Source organism: Azospirillum sp. UENF 112521, assembly GCF_058780665.1.
Window position 1 is genome coordinate 1846009 of the sequence record NZ_JBSNCI010000002.1, and the last position, 18817, is coordinate 1864825.

Here is an 18817-nt window from a genome sequence, read left to right on the forward strand (position 1 = left end):
CGGAAGGTCGGGGATGCCTCCGAAGCGCCACCCGGCGCCACTTTGATCGGAACGGAACAAAAGGCGGGCTGAGACCATGGATGCCATCAACGTTTTCCTCATCGATGCCAACAAGCTTTTCCGTGAGGGCATGAAGCGTCTGTTCGAAGGCACCCCCTTCAACGTCGTCGGCGAGGCCGGCAGCCTGCGCGAGGGTCTGTCGACGCTCGGGACCGGCCGGAACCCGGACCTGATCCTCGTCGACCTGCCGAGCGGCGCCGACGAGGAAGTCGAGGCGATGCGCAGCCTGCGCGAAGCTCACCCGTCGATCCGGATCGTGATCCTGACCAACGACCTGGAAACCCGCCGCCTGTCGGCCGCGCTCGGCGCCGGCGCCGGCGGCTACCTGCTGAAGGACATCGCCTGCGAGGCGCTGATGCAGTCGCTGAAGCTGGTGATGATGGGCGAGAAGGTGTTCCCGACCCACCTCGCCGAGCTGCTGGTCAGCGGTCGCACCGAGGACATGGGCGCCGAACTGCCGACCCGCCGCAAGGGCCTGTCGCAGCGCGAGGTGCAGATCCTGCGCTGCCTGCTGAATGGCAACAGCAACAAGATGATCGCCAACCATCTGAGCATCACGGAAGCCACCGTGAAGGTTCACCTGAAGAGCCTGCTGCGCAAGATCAACGCCTCCAACCGCACCCAGGCCGCCATCTGGGCGCTGAACAACGGCATCGGCGACCAGGCCGCGGAAGCCGGCGTCGCCGCCACCGTCTGATTGCCGCCCGATCCGACGGATCGGTATACCGCTCTGCCGAAAGGCCCCGCCCGCCTTCCGTCCCGGCCGTCCGCCCCTTCCATCCGGGGCAGGCGGCCGGCGGAGCGGGACGTCGCCTTTTGCAGCACGCTTCCGTTTCTGCAGGCCGTCCGGGCAACACGCGGCAAAGCCCAGAGACCCATGGCCGGCGAAGACGGCAGGCATAGAGGAAGCGGTCTAAGACCAAAAGCGAACTACAGCGTGAGAATGGACGTGCTTATGTGAACTGCGGGCCGATGACGCCATCCCGGCGTGAGATTGCCGCAACCTTCTGGAAATGCCCGCGATGAACGTGCTGATCGCCGACGATCACCTGCTGTTCCGAGACGGTCTGCGCCGACTCCTGGCGCAATTCGACGCCGACATGACGTTTTTCGAGGCGAGCACCTATGACGAGGTGCGGGCACTCTGCGACGGCACCAGACCGTTCGACCTGATCCTGCTCGATCTGGGGATGCCCGGCTGGACCGGCTTCTCGGCCCTCGGCGACATCCATGTCAACCTGCCGAAGGCGCTTCTGGTGGTGGTGTCGGGGTCGGAAAAGCGGTCCGACCTGCTGGCGGCCCTGGAAAACGGCGCTGCCGGCTATATCCCGAAATCCTCCAGCGCCAAGGTCCTGCTGGGCGCCTTGCAACTGGTGCTCGCAGGCGGAATCTATCTTCCCGAACAGGCCATCCGCGGCGCCGACCGTGTCGAGCAGACGCATGGCGGCTATGGCGGGCACGGTTCCGGCGAGGCGATGGACGACAATGCCGGGATGGGCAATGCCAACGGCGACCAGTTGACGCCGCGTCAGCGCGACGTCCTCGCCCGGCTGCGCGACGGCAAGTCGAACAAGCAGATCGCCCATGAGCTGGGGCTGACCGAAGGCACGGTGAAGGTCCATGTCACCGCCATCCTGCGGCATCTCGGCGTCCGCAACCGCACCCAGGCCGCGCTGACCGCGCAGAGCCTGTAAGGCCCCCGCCCTACCGCTGCGCCCGCTCCACGGCGGAGACCAGCGCCAGCAGGGCGCCGCGCAGTTCGGCCGCATGGGTGCGCGGGCGGATGGCGGCGGCGTCGGACACGGCGACGACCGTCAGGGTGCGGCACCCCGTCAGCCCGCTTTCGAGCCGCGTGAACAGCCCGGCCGGTTCGCTGCCCTGCATCAGGGTCACCGGCACCCGCACCGCCGGCAATTCGGATTCGAGGTCCCCGAGATCACCCGTCGGCATCGGCGGCAACGGCCGGCCGAAACAGGCGGCGAGCGCGTTCCAGCGCCGCCGCATCGGCGATTCGGCGCCGACATCGTCGACGATCATCACGCCGCCGACCTGTTTCGGGAAATCCAGCGCCGCGGCGATGGCGAGCGGCGCCGTCACCGCACCGGCGACCAGAACCGGCCGGCGCCCGCCACGCTCCACCAGCAGCGGGCCCAGCACCGGCGAGAGCATCGCCGCTCCGGCGGCAGCCGGCACGGTCAGCCATTCCTGCCCCGCCGGAACATTGTCCAGCAGGCGCCACCACGCCCCCTTGCCGGGATGAAGGAAGATCACCCGCCGCCCGGATGGATCGCCGGCACGGTCGGCCGTGCGGTCGCCGATCCATGCAGCACCCACCCCGTCCGCGGTCAGACCGTTCACCGGACAGCGGGCGGTGTCAGCCCGTCCGGCACGGACGGTGGAAGGCTGGGTGTGAAAGAACACGGTCGGATCCCCGATGGTGGCGTTCCGCGATGGGACCGTCCCACCGCCGAACCCAACCGTAACGATGCCGAACCGAAGTCGTCCCGTTCGATAAATCGGGCAAAACCCTGAAAAGGGGCCAAAACCCCACCCTGCCCGCAAAAGGTTTCAGCCACCATCGAAACACGACAAAAGCAAAGCAAATTCCATGACTTGCCGACCGGCTGCCGTCCGCTTTCGATCACAGGCGGTCGGCCTGCCGATCACCGGCCCATCACCGGTCCGACCACTGGCCCAACCACTGGCCGAGTCAACCGGTACGGCGTCCGGTCAGTGCAGCGTCACCTCCTCGCCTTCGGGGTCGGGGGCGACCGCCAGGGGGCGGCGCAGTTCGCCGACCAGGCTGCGCCATTCCGGCGCTCCACCCAGCTGTTGCAGCAACTGTGCGGTGAAGGCGAAGACTGCGGTCTCCAGCGGCCCGTTGTCCTCCGCATGGGCGTTGACGGTCAGGCAGGATTCCGCCGCGCTCTCGAAAATGGCGGCGGCGGCGCTGGCGCCCGGTCCGGGATCCGGCAGCGGGACAGCCTTCGGCTTTTCTCCGCTGACGCGCAGGCGCGACAGGTTGTCGGCCAGCAGGCGGGTGCGGATGGCGTTGTCGACGGCGGCGGCCATGGTGTAGCCGGCCTCTTCCTCGACGGTAGCGCGCAGGATGCGCAGACCCGCGATCAGTCCGCGGACCACGTCGCCATTGCCGCCGCGCTTGGCCGCAGCCGCGACGGCGGTGCCGAGGATGGCGGCGACCACCGGCGAGAGCGATTCGCCCTCGGCCGGCATGTTCGGCGCGTCGGCGCCGGTGTCGGTGTTCAAAGCCTCGTTCATGCGGCCTCCGATCCGTGTGATCCGGAAGGCGGCCCGCCGGCGGTGCTGCCGGCAATGGGCCCGTCCGGATGCGTCGTCATGATGCCTGATTCGGATCTGTGGACCGTACGGATCCGGTTCAAGGCATGGATGGCATGAGGCTCCCCCTCTTTCGCGCCGCCGGACGGGGTGCCCCATCTTCGCATCTGCCGATATCTGTCCGGCCCACCTCTAGGCGCACCGTATGAGCATCCCCACATCTGCGGCGAAAGGGAGGGTTCCTGTCATGCCTCTGCTCAGTCTTCTCCTCAATCTGCTCTGGCTGGTCACGGGCGGCATCTGGATGGCGCTCGGCTGGGTGCTGGCCGCGGTTTTGATGGCCTTGTCCATCATCGGCCTGCCCTGGGCCCGGTCCGCCCTGACCATCGCCCATTACACCCTGCTTCCCTTTGGACAAACCGCCGTGCGCCGGGATGAGTTCCGCGGGCGCGAAGACATGGGCACCGGCGCGCTCGGCTTCATCGGCAACATCGTGTGGTTCGTGCTGGCCGGCTGGTGGCTGGCGCTCGGCCATCTGGTCGCGGCGGTGGGGCTTGCCATCACCATCATCGGCCTGCCCTTCGCCTGGGCGCATCTGAAGCTTGCGCTGTTGGCGCTGTGGCCGGTCGGAACCGAGATTGTGCCGTCGGATGGCGTCGAACGGCGGGTGACCGGCCGCATCTGATCCCCGACTGAGGCATTTCCGACAATTTTATCGAAACCGCACGGCCCCCGCATTCCGGTGCGCAGGAGTCCCACGCCTCTCCCGTACTGCCTCTTGTGAGGCTATCCGTTGGAGAGTGCCATGTCGGTATCCATGGTGAGTGCGTCGGCCGTCGGCCAGACCTATCAGCGGCCCCAAGGGCCGGGTAAAGAGATCCGCGAGGGCATCGACAGCTTGAAGAAGGCGGTGGAGTCCGGCGACATGACCGCCGTCCAGTCCGCCTACGACTCCCTGTCGAAGCTGCAGTCCGACAAGCAGGGCGGCAGCAGCGGGTCGAGCAGCGGGTCATCAACCACCAGTGCCAGCACCGGAAAGGACCCGCTGTCGAAGCTGCTGTCCAGCGTGGGAGAGGCGCTGAAGAGCGGCGACATCGGCCAGGTCCAGCAGGCGATGTCCAAGAACGGCCCGCCCAGCGGCGGTCCGGATGGTGCCGGCGGTCCAGGCGGAGGTCCCGGCGGAGCGGGCGGCCCGCCGCCGAACGGTCCGCCGCCGGGCGGCGAGGGCGGATTCTGACGAGCTGCGCAGCACCGTCGGCAGCCTCGCCCAGTCCTTGCAGTCCGGCGACGTGTCGGGCGCCCAGGACTCGCTGTCGGCTCTGTCGGATATGCTGAAGAGCGCCTCCGACAGCGACAGCGGAGACGACGACAGCGGCTCCACCGACTTCCTGGGCACGCTCAAGAAGAATCTCGCCAGCCTGAGCAGTTCGCTCGGTTCCGGCGATATCTCCGGCGCGCAGAGCCTGTTCGCCAGCCTGACGCCGCGCGGTTCGCAGGGCGTCGACATCACCGCCTGACCGGCTCGGTCACGACAGGGCGGCGGCGGGCTCCGGTTCCGTCGCCTGCCCCGCCTTTTCCCGCGCCTTCATCGCCTTCAGCATGACCGAGGCGCGCCAGAAGCCCAGCCCGGCCCCATCGACGAAATGCACATGACGGTCGGCCGTCACGTCGCCGACCAGACAGGTGACGGTGGTCGCATCGGCCCGCGCGGTGCCGTAACGGATCGAGCCGGCCTGCGCCGCCTGGGCCAGCAGCGTCTCGATGGCGTCGGCCTCCCCCTCCGTCACGTCCAGCACCAGCCGCGGCCCGCCGGCCGATTTGCGGAAATCGGTGCGCTCCGCCATGTGGCGGCGGTAGCGCTGCGGATCGAAATTGCCCAGCGACAGGCCCAGCCTAAGCAGCAGGACCAGCAGTCCCGACCCGGCCAACGCCGTGCCCACCCGCCGGACGCGCGTGCCCAGACTTGGCCCAAGACCGGCGCCGGACCGGCCGCCGCGCGCCTCCATCAGCAGGGAGCGCCAGTCCGGCGGCCAGCGCGCCTCCAGCCGTTCCCCAACCCCCAGCGGTGCAGCCCCGACGGTGGGCACGATGGCCTCGATGGCGCTCTGGACGCGGGCAAGCTCCAGCAGCCCCGCGGCTCCCGGATCGACCGCATCGACGATCACGCACAGCACGGTTCCGCGCCGCGGCGGCACCGGGTTCCAGCGGCAGGAGACCGACTCCAGCCCGGGCAACGGACCCTGCTGCGGCGGCAGGCGCCAGCGCGCATCCTCCTTCACCCAGGCATCGGCCGCCACCACCCCGGCACCGAGGAACAGGCCGAAACTGTTGCCGTTGCCGACATCGTGCAGCGCCGCCATCACCTCCAGCCCCTGGTCGAGCAGCGCCTGCACCGGCACCAGCCCGACGCGCAGCGGCACGTCCATCACCTCCGCCGACCAGTGGGCGAGTGCCGACAGCGCCGCCCGCGCCCCATCCTCCCGCCCCGGCGGCACCGCGGCGATGGCGCCGTCGCCACCGAACTGGCAGGCGGCCGGCTCCTGCCCGATGCGCACCGCGTCGGACAGCACCGCGACCACCCCGGCGGCGACGAAATTCACGTCGCGATGACGTCCCTTCTCGGCAAGCTGCGTGCTGCCGGTGACGTCGGCAACCGCCAGCGACCACCCCCCGTCGAGCGCGGCGTAACGCCCAGGATCCGACGCCTCCGCGGCGAAATCGCGAATCACCGGCAACAATTGCATGGCGGTTCCCCCCAACAGGCGGCAACTTGACGAGGTCGAAGCATAGCATGACCGCGGACGAAGCGGCAGCAAGGGGGAACCCCGAAAGTCACGGCCCCATCGGGGAAGCGGGCATCGCCAATGCGCAGTGCAGGCAGGAAAATTACCGGGCCGTAACGAATGCTTACGTCATTAACCGTTGTTAAACGATGTGCCCCCAAAACTGTCTGAATATGTCGGTATGGTTTCAGGGTTTCGGAACAAGAGGACGTCGCTCTTCATGTCTTGGCTGTCGAAATTCTCTGGAGGCAACAAAGAGCCGGGCGGCGCGAAGTCCGCAGCCGAACCGCGCAGGGAGCGCCCCTCCACCCCGCCGAAGATCGTCATCGATCACCATGAATATGTGCCGGAGGAGTTCGTCATCGGCTCCTTCCGCATCCGTCCCTATGACGGCGACCTGATCGCCAAGCAGAAGTTCGATTTCCGCCTGCAGTTCGACATCGGCGGCGATCCGGTGGACGTGTCCTGCATGGGCCTCGTGGTGAAGCTGACCGAGGAGGCCGGCCTCGTCGCCCGCTACCAGCCGCCGCAGCCCTTCTACGAGCGCAAGCTGGTCGACTACATGAAGGCCCTGAAGGGTCTGTAACGCATACGGCGCCGCCCGAAGATGGTGGTGTCGGCGGTCGGCAGCCCCTATATCTATGCGCATGCCGATCCGTCTTCTTCCTGAAACGCTCGTCAACCGCATCGCCGCCGGCGAGGTGGTCGAGCGTCCCGCCGCCGCCGTGAAGGAGTTGGTGGAGAACGCCATCGATGCCGGCGCCACCCGCATCGACGTGGTGGCGCGCGACGGTGGCAAGTCGCTGATCGCCGTCACCGACGACGGCTGCGGCATGACGCCGGACGAGTTGGCGCTGGCGGTCGAACGCCACGCCACCTCCAAGCTGCCGAGCGACGACCTGCTCGACATCCGCTCTCTCGGCTTCCGCGGGGAGGCGCTGCCCTCCATCGGCGCCGTCAGCTGCCTGACCATCACCAGCCGCGCCCGCGACGCCGACAGCGCCTGGAGCCTGACGGTCGATGCCGGTGCCAAGGGATCGCCGCAACCGGCGGCGCTGGCCCAGGGCACGCGGATCGAGGTGCGCGACCTGTTCGCCGCCGTGCCGGCCCGGCTGAAATTCCTCAAGGCATCGCGCACCGAATACGACCACATCGCCGATTGCCTGGAACGGCTGGCGATGGCCCATCCCGGCGTCGCCTTCACGCTCAGCGACGGCGGGCGCGGCGGCCTGCGGCTGAGTGCGGCACAGGGCGATTTGCTGGACGCCCGGCTGACCCGGCTGGGCGCCCTGATGGGCCGCGATTTCCAGGAGAACGCCGTTCCGGTGACGGCGGAGCGCGAAGGCGTGTCGCTGGCCGGCTGGATCGGCCTGCCGACCTTGCACCGCCCAACCGCCAAGCATCAGCACCTGTTCGTCAACGGCCGCCCGGTGCGCGACAAGCTTATGGTGGGGGCGGTGCGCGCCGCCTACGCCGATTTCCTGCCGCGCGACCGCCACCCGATGCTGGCGCTGTTCCTCGACATCGACCCGCAGGAGGTCGACGTGAACGTCCACCCGGCCAAGGCCGAGGTGCGTTTCCGCGACCAGGGTCTGGTGCGCGGCCTGATCGTCGGCTCGCTGAAACACGCGCTGGCCGAGGCCGGACACCGCGCCTCCACCACCGTCGGTCTCGCCACGCTGGGCGCCCTGCGGCCGGAACCTGCCGGCGACACCGACAGCGGCTTCACCCCCTCGCCCCTTCCCTACGGCCGATCCGGCGGCGGGTCGAGCGGGGGCGGTTGGGGCGGCTCCTATACGCCCACATCCGTGCCGCGCGGTCTGGCGGAGCGCTCCGCCGCCTTCCAGGCGCCGACCCAGTCGGGACTGCCGCCGCTGCAAGGCCGCCTCAGCGGCTTCGGCAACGGCTTCGCCCCTGCGGCCCGCCCGCCGGAATACCGCGCCCCCGACCCGGCCGCCCACAAGCCCGAGCTGCCACCCGACAGCCACCCGTTGGGTGCGGCGCGGGCGCAGGTCCACACCACCTACATCGTGGCGCAGACCCGCGAGGGCATCGTCATCGTCGACCAGCACGCCGCCCATGAACGGCTGGTCTATGAGCGGATGAAGACCGCCTTGCTGGAAGGCGGGGTGAAGCGCCAAGCCCTGCTGATCCCGGAACTGATCGAGCTGGACGAGCCGTCCGCCAACCGCCTGCTCGCCCGCAGCGCCGAACTGGCCGAACTCGGTCTGGTGATCGAGGGCTTTGGCCACGGCTGCGTCATGGTGCGCGAGGTCCCGGCCCTGCTCGGCCAGTCCGACGTGAAGAACCTGATCCGCGACCTTGCCGAAGAACTGTCCGAACTTGGCGACGCCCTGTCGCTGAAAGAGCGGCTGGAAGAGGTCTGCGCGACGATGGCCTGCCATGGCTCCGTCCGCGCCGGCCGCACGCTGAGTGTCGACGAGATGAACGCCCTGCTGCGCCAGATGGAGGCAACCCCGCACAGCGGGCAGTGCAACCACGGGCGGCCGACCTATGTGGAGTTGAAGCTGGCGGACATCGAAAGGCTGTTCGGGAGGAGGTAGACCGGCAGTTCCGCTGCCGGCCCCCGGTTGCCGGAACTCACCCCTTCAGGATCACCGCGATCATGATGGCGGCAAAGCTGACGATGGCGACCGAGCCGACGATGATGCTGGCCAGCATCTGCGCCGAGATGTAGGAGCCGGCGACAGTCCCGGCGATCCGTGCCATCCCCTCGCGGCCTCCCTTCGACATGGTCGCCCCAGGGTGTCCGCAGGACGGGCAGGATGGAGCTTCGGTGGAGATCGTGTGGCCGCAGGCGGCGCAGGGGATCAGAGCCATTCCGTTCCTTCCCATGTCTTGTCTAGCCGGGCTTGATCTGCCCTTGCCGAAGACATGGGAGGATAATGGAAGATTGCAGCCCCCTGCTCCGGACAACCTACTGGAGAGATACCCCGGACGTGATCAGTACCCCACCGTAAAGCGCTTGCGCTCGTGCTTCGGCGTCTCGATCTCGTCGACCAGAGCCACCGCGAAGTCCTCGTAGGAAATCCAGCTGCGGCCGGTTTCGTCCGCCAGCAGCCCGTCGGCCCCCACCCGGAACTTGCCCGTCCGCTCGCCCAGCACGAACTCGGCCGACGGCGACAGGAAAGTCCAGTTCAGGGTCGGCTCGCCCTTCAGCCGGTCGAGGAACTCGGCGCCCTTGGTGGCCTCGGCCTTGTAGATCTCGGGGAATTCCGGCAGGTCGAGAACGCGCACGCCCGGCGCCACCTCCAGGCTGCCGGCGCCGCCAACCACCAGATAGCGCGGCACGCCGGAGGTCTTCACCGCGCCGATCAGGCTGTCGGCATCGCCCATCAGGAACATCACGGCGCTGACCACCGCGTCATGGCCGGCCAGCAGCGGGGCGAGCGTTTCCGCGTCGTTGGCATCGCCGGCCTTCACCGTCAGGCCGGAGGCGGCGGCAACCTTGGCCGGATCGCGGACGATGGCGGTGACGCTGTGGCCGCGGCGGAGCAGTTCGGCCTGGATGCGGCTGCCGGCACGGCCGGCGGCACCGATGATGGCGACGTTCATGGCGGATGTCCTCTGACTAGGTTTCCAATAGTGACTTGATGCCGTTTTGGAAATCTGGTGTAAAGAAGGCACCTTTTCGTGACATGGTCACTTGCATGTAACCGCCGGCCTGGGAGTGGATGCGGATGGACAGGACCTTGCTGGGGCTGGGCGGCAAGCGGCCGTCGGAAATGGACCAGTTGCCCGACGCCTATGCCTCCGCCTGTCCGACGCGCCAGGCGCTGGACCGGATCGCCGACAAATGGACGGTGCTGATCCTGGGATTGCTGGAAAGCGGGCCGATGCGTTTCAACCAGCTGCGCCGCGAGATCGAGGGCATCTCGCAGAAGATGCTGTCGCAGACCCTGAAAAGCCTGGAGCGCGACGGGCTGGTCAGCCGCAGGGCTTTCGCCACCGTGCCGGTCACCGTCGAATATTCGATCACCCCGCTGGGCGCCACCCTGGCCGAAACGCTGGTGCCGCTGCGGATGTGGGCCGAGACCCACATCGCGCAGATGCTGGAAGCCCGCGCCGCCTATGACCGCAGCGAGGACGACGCTCCGGTGCGGCTGGACGTCGCCTAAACCTCCTCGCCGGGCTTGCCGTCCCCCTCCGTCCGCCGCAGCAGATAATCCAGCCCGCCGACCCGGAACCAGCGATAGCCATAGGCCTCCATCACCAGATGGTGACGGCCCTTCGCGTCGGGCTCGCTGTGGTCTTCCGACAGCAGGTTGACCAGCCGGCAGCCCTCGCCATGGCCGTCCACGTCCAGCACGATCTCGCAGGGCTTGTCCGACAGGTTGTGCAGGACGACCACCCCGTTGTTCCGCCAGTCGTAGCGCAGGGCCAGCACCTCCGGCCGGCCGGTCTTCAGGATTTGGAAATCGCCCCAGCCGATTTCCGGACACTCCTTGCGCATGCGGATGATGCGCTCGGTCCAGTTCAGCAGCGATTGCGGGTCGCGGCGCTGGAAGGCGGCGTTGATCCGTTCATAGCCGAAGACACCGCCGCCGATCACCGGAGTTTCCGGATCGTCGGACTTGGTGAAGCCGCCATGCGGCTCGTCCGACCATTGCATCGGCGTGCGGGCGCAGTTCCGTTCAGGCAGCGACAGGTCGTCGCCCATGCCGATCTCGTCGCCATAGCGGATGACCGGCGTCCCCGGCAGGGTGAACATCAGGCTGTAGGCCAGCTCGATCCGCCGCCGGTCGGCGTTCAGCATCGGCGCCAGCCGCCGGCGGATGCCGCGGTCATAGAGCTGCATCGACTTGTCCGGCCCGAAGGCGGCGAACACCGCCTGCCGTTGCTCCTCGGTCAGCCGGCCCAGGTCGAGTTCGTCGTGGTTGCGCAGGAAGGTGCCCCATTGGGCGGTTGCCGGCCGCGGCTTCGTCACCTCCAGCGCCTTGGCGAGCGGCCCGGTGTCGGCGGTCGCCAGCGCATAGAACAGATGCTGGTTGACCTGGAAATTGAACATCATGTGGCAGCGGTCGCCATCGCTGCCGAAATAGTGCAGGTCGTCCTCCGGCAGGATGTTGGCCTCGGCCAGCAGCATGGCGTCGCCGCGCCGCCACTGCACGAACTCGCGGAAGCTGCGCAGCATGCCGAACTGCTCCTTCGGCTCGGTGACGTCCGCCCCCTTCTCCGCGATGATGAAGGGCACGGCGTCCATGCGGAATCCGGCGACGCCCAGCTGGATCCAGAAGCCCATGATCTTCAGCAGCTCGGCATGCACCTCCGGATTGGCGGTGTTCAGGTCGGGCTGGAATTTGTAGAAGCGGTGGAAGTACCAGGCCTTGGCTTCGCGGTCATAGGTCCAGGTCGATTTCTGCACGCCGGGAAAGACCATGCCCTGGTCGGCATTCTCCGGCTTCTTGTCCGACCAGACATACCAGTCGCGATATTTGCTCTCGGGATCGCTGCGGGCAGCCTTGAACCAGGGATGCTGGTCGGAGGTGTGGTTGATCACCAGATCGATGATCACCCGGATGCCGCGCTGTTCGCAGGCATGGGTGAACTCGACGAAGTCGCCCAGCGTGCCGTAACGCGGATCGACGTTGTAGTAATCCGCGACGTCGTAGCCGTCGTCCTTCATCGGCGAGGTCTGGAACGGCCCCAGCCACAGGCAGGTCACCCCCAGTCCGTGCAGATAGTCCAGCCGGCGCAGCAGCCCCTGGAAATCGCCGACGCCGTCGCCGTTGGCGTCCATGAAGGTCGACAGCGACAGATTATAGATCACCGCATTCTTGTACCAGAGGTCCCGGATCATGGCCGCTCCATCGCGATGCCCTGTCCCCGGCCCGATGCGGGGAGGACAAGCGGGGAACAGCGGCAAGGCCACTTTGGTTGCGGGGCAAACCGCCCTTCGGTGGTGGGTGCGCCTGCGGCAAAGTTGCAGGTCAGGCATCCGGCATCTGGTATGCAAAACTTTTTGCGGTAGCATGCCGGCCTGCTTATGTTGCAGTACAGCATGACTGAACCGTCACCGTGGGCACCCGCTGCCCGCGAGGGATGCCGTTTGGCCTCGTGCCCTGTTGTTCCTATCGCCTTTGTTTCTGTCGCTTTTGTTCCTGTCGACGCCCCTCCCCTCCCGATAAGGACGTTTCCGCCATGATCGAGACCCAGGCCCTTCTGTTCCTCGCGCTGACCGGCATGATCGGCCACGCCGTCTACATGGCCAGCGGCCGCGGCGGCTTCACCGTCATCGAGCCGGAGAAGGACGAGACCGAAGAGGAGCCGGGCATCCTGTTCTCCTCCGACCGCTTCCAGCAGGCGGCCCAGACCGAAAACAATTCCGAAGGCAAACCCGGCAAGGCCAAGGACCGGCCCTTCTGGATCGAATGAACGATGCGGACCGGGGTGCTCTCGCACATCCCGGCCCGCATCCGTCAGTCAGTCTTCCGAGCGAAGCCCCCCGACTGCGCCTTACCCGTTGGCGGTGCCGGCGGCGGCCCCGACAGGAACGGCGCGGGCTGCATCGCCATGTTCGGCGCGGCGTGCCAGCTCCTCGTTCCGGGCATGGTGCCGGGCCAGCATCGGCTTCAGGACCAACAGCGCACAGGCCGCGGCGGTCAGATCCATGGTGGCGGTGACGTACAGCACGGTCGCCCAGGTGCCGGTGGCTTCCATCAGCAGGTTGCCCAGCGGGACCAGCAGGGCGGCGACACCCTTGGCGCAGTAGAGGACGCCGTAGATCTTGCCGGCATGCTTGGTGCCGAAGGTGTCGGCCGAGGTGGCGCTGAACAGGCTGTACACTTCGCCCCAGGCCAGGAAGACCATGCCGCTGAGGATCAGGAACATCATCGGGTCGTGGCCGAAACGGCTCAGCATGATGATGCCGACGCCTTCCAGGGTGAAGGCGACGAACATGGTCGCCTCACGGCCGATGTGATCCGAGATGAAGCCGAACAGCGGACGCGAGATGCCGTTCATCACGCGGTCGAGCATCAGGGCGAAGGGCAGAGCCGCCATGGTCAGGCCGAAGACGCTGACCGGGGCTTCCTTCACACCCAGATCGTGGGCGATGACGCCCAGCTGGGCCACAGCCATCAGGCCGCCGGTGACGGTGCCGATGAACATCGCCCACATCACCCAGAACACCGGGGTGCGGATGGCTTCGCTGAGCGTGTAGTCGCGGCGGGTCTGGGCGACCTTGGTCGAGGCCTTGACCTGCTCCTTCTGCGGCATGCGCAGGAACAGCGCGGCGCAGATGATGATGGCGCCCTGCACCAGGCCGAACCAGAAGAAGGCCGACTGGTAGCCGCTGCTGTGGATCATCGCCGAGATCGGCAGGATGGTCAGGGCCGAACCGGCGCCATAGCCGCCCGCCGTCAGGCCGACCGCCAGACCGCGCTTTTCCGGGAACCACTTCAGCGCGTTGTTGACGCAGGTGGCGTAGACGCAGCCGACGCCGATGCCGCCGATGGCCGAGCCGACATACAGCATGGTGAGCGTGCCGGCATAGCTGTCGATGATCCAGGACAGGCCGGTGAAGAAGCCGCCGGCGGCAACGATCACCTTGGGGCCGTACTTGTCGATGAAATAGCCCTCGATCGGCGTCAGCCAGGTCTGCACGACGACGAAGATGGTGAAGGCGGTCTGGATCGATGCGCGCGTCCAGCCATGGGTCGCCTGGATTTCCGGGACGAACAGCGTCCAGGCGTACTGGATGTTGGCCGCCGCCACCATGCAGACGATGCCGACGACGATCTGCGTCCAGCGGACCGCATCGGAAACCGGCGCCGCGGATTCCGCCGCCGGTTGTGAATTCATATGAGCCATCGTGCCTCCCTTAAACTTGCCTGAGCCGGCGGCACGGCCCCTCTCCCGGGGACCGGCACGCCAATCACGATTGCGGAATGACCCGGACGGACCGCTCTTGCTGACGGTTCCTTTCCGGAACTCGGCGCGGATGCCGACAATCGCTCGGAGTTCGATTGTCCCGATTTAGGAATGCCAGATATGTAATCTGGTATGCCAAAACCGGGGACAAAAAGACACCGACGGACGGATCGACGCCGTAGGCATACAGACTGATCAAGTAAAACTTACCTTACACACCACATCCGGCGAGCGGTCCACGCCGGTTCTATTATCGGTTCATCCGATCGGTCGCGTGTTCTGTAAAAAGAAGCCGTGCCGGTACCTGCACGGCCCCCTCAAACGAGGGTGTGCAGTCTTAGGAGATAGATAGATGCCGCCGTTTCCATAGAGGAACCGCATCGGCGACACATAATGTTTTGCTCGGATTGTTTTGGAACTCAACAATCCGTTTCGTCTTTCCGCATGATGGAAAAACACGAGCGCCAGCCTTGGAACGCCAGGGATGCGCCCCCATCGGCGGGTGGGCGGGGCCGGTAAAAAATGGAACTCAGGGGATGTAAAGGACTGACGCGAAACGCCAAGGGCGGGTCGGGCGGGAACCGCCCAAGCGGTCAGGCCGGGTGGCGGACCGTCAGGAAGGCGACGCGGGTGTCGCCATAGCGGCGCTCGTCGAGCGCCGAAAAACCGTCGGGAAGAGGCAGCGGGTCGCGGTCGGCAACCTCAACCACGGCGAGCGCGCCCTCAGCCAGCCAGCCGGCGCGCAGCAGACCCTCCAGCGCGCGCGGCGCCAGCCCCTGGCCATAGGGCGGGTCGAGAAAGGCCAGCATGCAGGCACGAGGGGCCGGCGGCGGCTTGGCCGCATCGGCACGCAGAATCTGGGCGTTCGCCGTCTCGCGCAGAGCCTCGACATTGGCGCGCACGGCGTCGAGCGCCGGCCGGCCCATGTCGAGGAAGCCGCACCAGGACGCACCGCGCGACAGGGCTTCCAGCCCCAGCGCACCGGTGCCGCAAAAGGCATCGACGACCGCGGCGCCCTCGAACTCGGGCGCCCAGTCGGCGTGGGCCAGGATGTTGAAAATGGCTTGCCGGGTGCGGTCGGTGGTGGGGCGGGTATCGCGCCCGCCCGGTGCCACCAGACTGCGGCCGCGGTGCTTACCGCCGACGATCCGCACGCGGGCGCTCCGTCCGTCCGCCAGCCCCGCCGCCGGACCTCTCGCCGCCGCCGGCCTTCGGACCGCCCCGCGGCGCCGGACCGGCGCCCTTCGGAGCAGTTGGCTTGGACCCGCCTGGCTTGAAGCCGGGAGCCTTGCCGTCACGCGGCCTGTCATCGCGGGGCCTGTCGTCGCGAGCCCTGTCATCGCGAGCCCTGTCATCGCGAGAACGTGCGCCCTCGGACCGCGGGGCATCGGAGCGGGCACCCTCCGGCTTGCCGGTACGGCCCGGCTTGGCCGAACCGCCGCCAAGCGACAGGGTGCCGCGGGTGCCGCGCCGCGCCGGCTTGGTCTCTTCGGTGCGGGCGGCTTCGGCCTCGTGCCGCTTGGTGGCGGACCGCGGCGCGCGCTTCGGCGCCGCCTTGGCGTCGGCGTTCGCCGCCCCGCCTTTCGAGGATGCGGCCTTCGGACCGGGCTTCCCCGCCGCTTCGGCACGGGCCTTGGCGCGCTGCTTGGTGCCGGACTCGGTCGACTCCGCCCCTTCGGGCGTGCCGAAGAAGGGAGCGATCTGCTCGCGGACGACGCGCTTCGGCACCTCCTCGACGGCGCCCTCTTCCAACTTGCCGAGCTGGAACGGACCGTAGGCGACGCGGATCAGCCGGTTGACCTGGAGCCCCAGCGACTCCATCACCTTGCGGATCTCGCGGTTCTTGCCTTCTTTCAGGCTGACGGTCAGCCAGGCGTTGCGGCCCTGGATGCGGTCGAGCGCGGCCTCGATCGGACCGTACTTCACGCCTTCGATGGTCGGCCCCTTCTCCAGCGCTGCCAGTTGCCTCTCGTCGACCTCGCCGAAGACGCGCACGCGGTAGCGGCGGGTCCAGCCGGTGGCCGGCAGTTCGAGGAAGCGGGCCAGTTCACCGTCGTTGGTCAGCAGCAGCAGCCCTTCGGTCGTCAGATCGAGACGGCCGATGGAGACCACGCGCGGCAGGTCGGGCGGCAGGCGGTCGAAGACGGTCTCGCGCCCCTTCTCGTCACGGGCGGTGGTGACCAGCCCCGACGGCTTGTGATAGCGCCACAGGCGGGCCGGCTCCGGTTCCGGAATGACCTTGCCGTCGACCTGCACGATGTCGCCGGGGCGCACCACGCAGGCGGGGCTGTCCAGCACGCGGCTGTTGACCGCGACGCGGCCCTCGGCGATCCAGCGTTCGGCGTCGCGGCGCGAGCATAGGCCGGCGCGCGCCAGTCGTTTGGCGATTCGTTCACCGCCGCCAGCACCGGAGGCGGTGGCGGAATCGGATTTCTTGGCAGTATCGGAGCGGTCCATGGCCGGACCATAGGGCCTGGACGCGCCGCCCGCAACACTGGTCCAGCGCCCAGCCACCGGAATCCGGTTGACGGGCTCGGCGGGCGGTTGGCACCCTGCCCGGCCATGCCGTCTCCCAGCTATATGGACCTCGCCTTCGCCACCGCCGAGGCCGCCGCCGCGCGCGGCGAGGTGCCGGTCGGTGCCGTCGTCGTCGATCCCGCAACGGGTGCGGTGCTCGCCGCCGCCGGCAACCGGACGGAGGAGCTGTGCGACCCGTCCGCCCATGCCGAGTTGCTGGCGATCCGCGCCGCCTGTGCCGGGCGCGGCCAGCCCCGCCTGCCCGGCTGCGACCTGTATGTGACGCTGGAGCCCTGCGCGCTCTGCGCCGCGGCGATCAGCTTCGCCCGCATCCGGCGAGTGTATTACGGCGCCTACGACCCCAAGGGCGGCGCCGTAGACCATGGCCCGCGCTTCTTCACCCAGCCGACCTGCCACCACGCGCCGGACGTCTACAGCGGGATCGGCGAGACCCGGGCCGCGGCGCTGCTGCGGGACTTCTTCAGAAAGCGCCGATGAGCCATCTCCAAAGGCTTGGTTCTCGTTGCGCGCACTATTGTTATCAACGCGTCGGAATAGAATTTCTCAGCATTAAACACACCATTACAAAACAACCCCACGACAAATCCGGATGAAAGCCTCCGAGGCATAGCAGAAAGGTTATAGTGTACGTGTAGATAATTTATGGTCTGTTAAGTGTTTGTTTAACGAATATCTGTCCATGATGCGTCGACAGCCGTCAGCCATCGGGAGTTCAAAAATGTTGTCGTTCCGCAAGCCCCAGGACAATCAGGCAGCCGAAGAGTTGGCTCTGCTGGGACGCCATGCGGGCGTCGGGTTGTGGGACGCCGTGATTCACAATGGCGATCCGATGCATGCGCAGAGCCGCTGGCACTGGTCGCCGGAATTCCGCCGCCTCGTCGGCTTCGGCCATGACGACAAGGCCGGCTTCCCCGACAAGGTCGGGTCCTGGGCCGACCGGTTGCACCCGGACGATGCCAAGCCGACCTTCGACAGCTTCATGGCCTGCCTGAACGACCGCAGCGGCCGCACCGGCTATGACGTGAATTACCGGCTGAAGGTGAAGGACGGCAGCTATCGCTGGTTCCGCGCCATCGGCGGCGTCGCCCGCGACAGCAGCGGCCTTGCGCTCCGCGCCTGCGGATCGCTGATCGACATCGATGCCGAGCGCAACGAACTGGAGCGGGCCAAGCTGCTCGACCGCCATGCCGGCGTCGGGCTCTGGGATGCGGTGTTCCACAACGCCGACCCGATGCATGCGCAGAGCCGCTGGCACTGGTCGCCGGAGTTCCGCCGCCTCGCCGGTTTCGACCGTGACGACAAGGTTGGCTTCCCCGATGGCGTCAATTCCTGGGCCGACCGGTTGCACCCGGACGACGCCAAACCGACCTTCGACGGCTTCATGGCCTGCCTGAACGACCGCAGCGGCCGCACCGGCTACGACGTCGATTACCGGCTGAAGCTGAAGGACGGCACCTATCGCTGGTTCCGCGCCATCGGCGGCGTCGCCCGCGACGGCAACGGCCTGGCCCTGCGTGCCTGCGGCTCACTGATCGACATCCACGGCCAGAAGATGGCCGAGCTGCGGCAGGCGGAACTGGACGGCGAACGCCGCAGCAGCATCGCCAACCTTGCCGAGTCCCTGGACCGCGAGGTCGGCACCGCCGCCGACCGCGCCACCGCCAACGCCCAGACGGTCGCCGCCGCGACGGAGGAGCTGTCGGCCTCGATCTCCGACATCAGCAACCGCGCCAACGAGGCGTCGGGCGCCTCGCTGAAGGCATCGGAGGAGGCGACCCGCACCAACGCCGCGGTGGAAGCCCTGGTCACCTCGGCCGAGCGAATTGGCGCCATCACCAAGCTGATCAACAGCATCGCCTCGCAGACCAACCTGCTGGCGCTGAACGCCACCATCGAAGCCGCCCGTGCCGGCGAGGCGGGCCGCGGCTTCGCCGTGGTGGCGAACGAGGTGAAGTCGCTGGCCCAGCAGAGCGGCAGCGCTGCCGACGACATCGCGGCACAGATCGCGTCGGTCCAGCAGGAGGCGCTGCACGCGGTCGACGCCATCCGCCGCATCGGCACGATCGTCACCGACGTCCAGCAGATCTCCACCACCATCGCCGCCGCCGTGTCGCAGCAGGAATCGGCGACCAAGGAGATCGCCCACAGCGTCACCCGCGTGGTCCGCGACATCGAAGTGGTGTCGCAGAACATCGCCTCCACGTCGGAACGGCTGCGTGCCTGAAACCGGAACGCAAAAGGGGGCG

20 protein-coding genes are annotated in these 18817 nt (G+C 67.7%); 11 read left to right on the plus strand and 9 right to left on the minus strand.

What is annotated here, in order from left to right; translation table 11 throughout:
* The first annotated feature begins 76 nt into the window (after nucleotides 1-76).
* Both ACWPN8_RS11025 and ACWPN8_RS11030 read left to right on the plus strand, forming a co-directional pair.
* Nucleotides 77-757, plus strand: a complete 681-nt coding sequence (locus ACWPN8_RS11025) for a LuxR C-terminal-related transcriptional regulator (protein ID WP_492240794.1) — start codon at nucleotides 77-79, stop codon at nucleotides 755-757.
* Between the two features lie 325 nt (nucleotides 758-1082).
* Entirely contained in the window at nucleotides 1083-1754 is a 672-nt protein-coding gene (locus tag ACWPN8_RS11030; protein WP_109096599.1) for a LuxR C-terminal-related transcriptional regulator, read from the plus strand.
* 10 nt (nucleotides 1755-1764) lie between these two features.
* Here the strand turns inward: ACWPN8_RS11030 and ACWPN8_RS11035 are convergent, their stop codons facing one another.
* Both ACWPN8_RS11035 and ACWPN8_RS11040 read right to left on the minus strand, forming a co-directional pair.
* On the minus strand, nucleotides 1765-2481 hold the full coding sequence (locus ACWPN8_RS11035; protein WP_492240795.1) for an alpha/beta fold hydrolase: 717 nt from the start codon (nucleotides 2479-2481) through the stop codon (nucleotides 1765-1767).
* A 309-nt stretch (nucleotides 2482-2790) separates the two neighbouring features.
* Nucleotides 2791-3339, minus strand: a complete 549-nt coding sequence (locus ACWPN8_RS11040; protein WP_109096597.1) for a hypothetical protein — start codon at nucleotides 3337-3339, stop codon at nucleotides 2791-2793.
* 265 nt (nucleotides 3340-3604) lie between these two features.
* Between ACWPN8_RS11040 and ACWPN8_RS11045 the strand changes: the two genes are divergently transcribed.
* The 3 genes from ACWPN8_RS11045 to ACWPN8_RS11055 all read left to right on the plus strand — a co-directional run bounded on the left by ACWPN8_RS11045 (nucleotide 3605) and on the right by ACWPN8_RS11055 (nucleotide 4874).
* Nucleotides 3605-4042, plus strand: a complete 438-nt coding sequence (locus ACWPN8_RS11045; RefSeq protein WP_109096596.1) for a YccF domain-containing protein — start codon at nucleotides 3605-3607, stop codon at nucleotides 4040-4042.
* Nucleotides 4043-4162: 120 nt separating this feature from the next.
* On the plus strand, nucleotides 4163-4594 hold the full coding sequence (locus tag ACWPN8_RS11050; RefSeq protein WP_492240796.1) for a hypothetical protein: 432 nt from the start codon (nucleotides 4163-4165) through the stop codon (nucleotides 4592-4594).
* Nucleotides 4595-4631: 37 nt separating this feature from the next.
* Nucleotides 4632-4874: a hypothetical protein gene (locus ACWPN8_RS11055; protein WP_492240797.1), complete on the plus strand. Its 243-nt coding sequence runs from the start codon at nucleotides 4632-4634 to the stop codon at nucleotides 4872-4874.
* A 9-nt stretch (nucleotides 4875-4883) separates the two neighbouring features.
* On the opposite strand, the gene ACWPN8_RS11060 is transcribed toward ACWPN8_RS11055, so the two are convergent.
* Complete coding sequence (locus ACWPN8_RS11060) at nucleotides 4884-6101, minus strand: DUF3095 family protein (RefSeq protein ID WP_492240798.1); 1218 nt, start codon at nucleotides 6099-6101, stop codon at nucleotides 4884-4886.
* Between the two features lie 259 nt (nucleotides 6102-6360).
* Here ACWPN8_RS11060 and ACWPN8_RS11065 point away from each other — a divergent pair, with 259 nt between their 5' ends.
* Together ACWPN8_RS11065 and mutL are read left to right on the plus strand one after the other, a co-directional pair.
* A complete protein-coding gene (locus ACWPN8_RS11065) occupies nucleotides 6361-6726 on the plus strand; it encodes a hypothetical protein (RefSeq protein WP_109096593.1) in 366 nt (121 codons plus the stop codon).
* Nucleotides 6727-6787: 61 nt separating this feature from the next.
* Nucleotides 6788-8704: a DNA mismatch repair endonuclease MutL gene (gene mutL, locus ACWPN8_RS11070; RefSeq protein ID WP_492240799.1), complete on the plus strand. Its 1917-nt coding sequence runs from the start codon at nucleotides 6788-6790 to the stop codon at nucleotides 8702-8704.
* A gap of 37 nt (nucleotides 8705-8741) precedes the next feature.
* On the opposite strand, the gene ACWPN8_RS11075 is transcribed toward mutL, so the two are convergent.
* Both ACWPN8_RS11075 and ACWPN8_RS11080 read right to left on the minus strand, forming a co-directional pair.
* Nucleotides 8742-8981, minus strand: coding sequence for a hypothetical protein (locus tag ACWPN8_RS11075; RefSeq protein ID WP_109096592.1), 240 nt, complete (start codon nucleotides 8979-8981; stop codon nucleotides 8742-8744).
* Nucleotides 8982-9104: 123 nt separating this feature from the next.
* Entirely contained in the window at nucleotides 9105-9716 is a 612-nt protein-coding gene (locus ACWPN8_RS11080) for an NAD(P)-dependent oxidoreductase (RefSeq protein ID WP_492240800.1), read from the minus strand.
* 125 nt (nucleotides 9717-9841) lie between these two features.
* Here ACWPN8_RS11080 and ACWPN8_RS11085 point away from each other — a divergent pair, with 125 nt between their 5' ends.
* Entirely contained in the window at nucleotides 9842-10279 is a 438-nt protein-coding gene (locus ACWPN8_RS11085) for a winged helix-turn-helix transcriptional regulator (RefSeq protein WP_492240801.1), read from the plus strand.
* Here the strand turns inward: ACWPN8_RS11085 and ACWPN8_RS11090 are convergent.
* Nucleotides 10276-11961 (minus strand): alpha-amylase family protein, encoded by a 1686-nt coding sequence (locus ACWPN8_RS11090; RefSeq protein WP_492240802.1) that lies wholly within the window; start codon nucleotides 11959-11961, stop codon nucleotides 10276-10278. The genes ACWPN8_RS11085 and ACWPN8_RS11090 overlap by 4 nt on opposite strands.
* 341 nt (nucleotides 11962-12302) lie before the next feature.
* On the opposite strand from ACWPN8_RS11090, the gene ACWPN8_RS11095 reads away from it, so the two are divergent.
* Nucleotides 12303-12536, plus strand: a complete 234-nt coding sequence (locus tag ACWPN8_RS11095) for a hypothetical protein (protein ID WP_109096588.1) — start codon at nucleotides 12303-12305, stop codon at nucleotides 12534-12536.
* A gap of 81 nt (nucleotides 12537-12617) precedes the next feature.
* On the opposite strand, the gene oxlT is transcribed toward ACWPN8_RS11095, so the two are convergent.
* From oxlT to ACWPN8_RS11110, 3 genes are all read right to left on the minus strand, one after another.
* Nucleotides 12618-13964, minus strand: a complete 1347-nt coding sequence (gene oxlT / locus ACWPN8_RS11100; protein ID WP_109096587.1) for an oxalate/formate MFS antiporter — start codon at nucleotides 13962-13964, stop codon at nucleotides 12618-12620.
* 662 nt (nucleotides 13965-14626) lie between these two features.
* Nucleotides 14627-15187: a 16S rRNA (guanine(966)-N(2))-methyltransferase RsmD gene (gene rsmD, locus ACWPN8_RS11105; protein WP_109096586.1), complete on the minus strand. Its 561-nt coding sequence runs from the start codon at nucleotides 15185-15187 to the stop codon at nucleotides 14627-14629.
* Nucleotides 15168-16490 carry a pseudouridine synthase gene (locus ACWPN8_RS11110; RefSeq protein WP_492240803.1) on the minus strand — a complete coding sequence of 441 codons (1323 nt, stop codon included), beginning with the start codon at nucleotides 16488-16490 and terminating at the stop codon, nucleotides 15168-15170. The genes rsmD and ACWPN8_RS11110 overlap by 20 nt, the downstream gene beginning before the upstream one ends.
* A 105-nt stretch (nucleotides 16491-16595) precedes the next feature.
* On the opposite strand from ACWPN8_RS11110, the gene ACWPN8_RS11115 reads away from it, so the two are divergent.
* Both ACWPN8_RS11115 and ACWPN8_RS11120 read left to right on the plus strand, forming a co-directional pair.
* Nucleotides 16596-17048 (plus strand): nucleoside deaminase, encoded by a 453-nt coding sequence (locus ACWPN8_RS11115; RefSeq protein WP_492240804.1) that lies wholly within the window; start codon nucleotides 16596-16598, stop codon nucleotides 17046-17048.
* A 241-nt stretch (nucleotides 17049-17289) separates the two neighbouring features.
* Nucleotides 17290-18795 (plus strand): methyl-accepting chemotaxis protein, encoded by a 1506-nt coding sequence (locus tag ACWPN8_RS11120; RefSeq protein WP_492240805.1) that lies wholly within the window; start codon nucleotides 17290-17292, stop codon nucleotides 18793-18795.
* The last annotated feature ends 22 nt before the right edge of the window (nucleotides 18796-18817 follow it).